Annotated in this window: 1 protein-coding gene and 2 pseudogenes; 1 reads left to right on the plus strand and 2 read right to left on the minus strand. The window is 58.8% G+C overall.

What is annotated here, in order from left to right:
* Together EN893_RS39615 and EN893_RS32695 are read right to left on the minus strand one after the other, a co-directional pair.
* A pseudogene (locus EN893_RS39615) lies at nucleotides 1–105 on the minus strand (Rrf2 family transcriptional regulator); the annotation flags it as partial.
* A 257-nt stretch (nucleotides 106–362) separates the two neighbouring features.
* Entirely contained in the window at nucleotides 363–1,349 is a 987-nt protein-coding gene (locus EN893_RS32695) for a sulfate ABC transporter substrate-binding protein (RefSeq protein WP_127271870.1), read from the minus strand.
* 228 nt (nucleotides 1,350–1,577) lie between these two features.
* Here EN893_RS32695 and EN893_RS39620 point away from each other — a divergent pair.
* Nucleotides 1,578–1,708: pseudogene (locus EN893_RS39620) on the plus strand (antitoxin); the annotation flags it as partial.

The raw sequence follows: 1,708 nt of genomic DNA on the forward strand, positions 1-1,708 counted from the left end.
GTTGTTGGCCACCGCGATGTCATTGACGAAGGCCAATTGGCCGGCCGGCAGGCCGGACAGATGCACGAGGGCCTTGAGGCCGTATTTGCCTTTTTTCGTCAGCATGCCCAGATCAACCCATTGAAGCCCCAACCACTCGCATCTGGCGACTGTTTGTGTGCAAATAATGACGTTTTCGCCGCGCGATGATGTTTCGCGAAAACAAGCCGCCGGATTGCAGTTAGGCACAAACGCGTTGATTCTTTGTAACGTTTTGCACTGAGAAGGCGGATATTCCGCTGATAACCAGGTTTTCGGCGTTCAAAACGAAAAAAGCCGGCAGGGCGCCGGCTTTTCCGTCAACTGCGCAGATATCGCGGCCTTCAGCGGCTGCCGTAGGTCTGGTCGAGCAGGCCGCCAGCGGCGAAATGCTCTTTCTGCACTTTGTCCCAGCCGCCGAAGACGTCTTCCACCGTCAGCAGCCGGATATCGGGGAAATCGGCCTTGTATTTTGCCGCCACAGCGGCGTCGCGGGCTCTGAGGCCGTTGCGGGCGGCGATGTCCTGGCCCTCCGGCGTGTAGAGGAAGTCGAGATAGGTCTTGGCCAGATCGCGCGTGCCGTGCTCGTCGGCAACCTTGTCGACGATCGCGACGGGGAATTCGGCCAGCAGGCTGACCGTCGGAGTGACCTGCTCGAACTTGCCGTCGCCATACTCCTTGCGAATGCCGCGCGTCTCCGACTCGAAGGTGATCAGCACATCACCGATCTCGCGCTGCACGAAGGTGGTGGTCGCGGCGCGGCCGCCGGTGTCGAAAATCGGCACGTTGTTGAAAAGCTTGGTGATGAACTCCTTCACCTTGGCCTCGTCGCCCTTGAAGGCTTCCTTGGCGTAGGCGGTGGCCGCCAGATAGGTGTAGCGCGCATTGCCGGAGGTTTTCGGATTTGGGAAAATCACCTGCACGTCGTCGCGCACGAGATCGTTCCAGTCCTTGATATGCTTGGGATTGCCCGCGCGGACAAGGAAGGACGGCAGCGAATAGAAGGGCGAGGCGTTGTCGGGAAAATCCTTTTGCCAGTCGGCCGAGACGAGGTCCTTCTTGACCAGGAAGTCGATGTCGGTGACCTGGTTGAAGGTAACGACATCGGCGCCAAGGCCCTCGGCGATGGCACGCGCCTGCGCCGAAGTGCCGGCATGCGACTGATCGACCGTGACGCCCGGATGCTGCGCGATGAAGGCCTTGTTCACCTGCACGAACAGTTCGCGGCCGACGTCATAGGACGCATTGAGCAGTTTGTCGGCCGACCAGGCTTGGGAGGATGCAAGGAACAGGCCTGCGACGGTGGCAAGCCCGAGGAAAAATCGTCTCATGAAAACAGGCTCCGATGCAATTTATGGTGGGACCATAGCCGGGGTGCGTGGTGTGCGACGAGGCATGCGCCGTAGGTTCGTGGCCTCATCGTAGGAAAATATGTCGCCTAAGTCGATGAATGTTGGAATTCTGTTCCAGGAGAATGCTACCTTCGTCGGAGTTTTTCTGCGCCTTGTTTTGCGGCGCTGCATGGCATATACAAAAGGCATATACAAAAGAGCTGCAACATGCCCCAGAGCCGACATTCAACAACGCCGCCCAAGGAGGCGAAGCTGTTTCGCAACAACCGCAGCCAGGCGGTGCGCATTCCTGTCGAGTTCGAGCTTCCCGGCGAAAAAGTCCTGATCAGCCGGGAAGG

This window comes from Mesorhizobium sp. M7A.F.Ca.CA.004.04.2.1 (genome assembly GCF_004022825.1).
Taxonomy (GTDB): Bacteria; Pseudomonadota; Alphaproteobacteria; order Rhizobiales; family Rhizobiaceae; genus Mesorhizobium.

Bases quoted from the DNA above. Each gene is read 5' to 3' on its own strand.
- EN893_RS32695 (WP_127271870.1), bottom strand. From the start codon at position 1,349: ATGAGACGATTTTTCCTCGGGCTTGCCACCGTCGCAGGCCTGTTCCTT.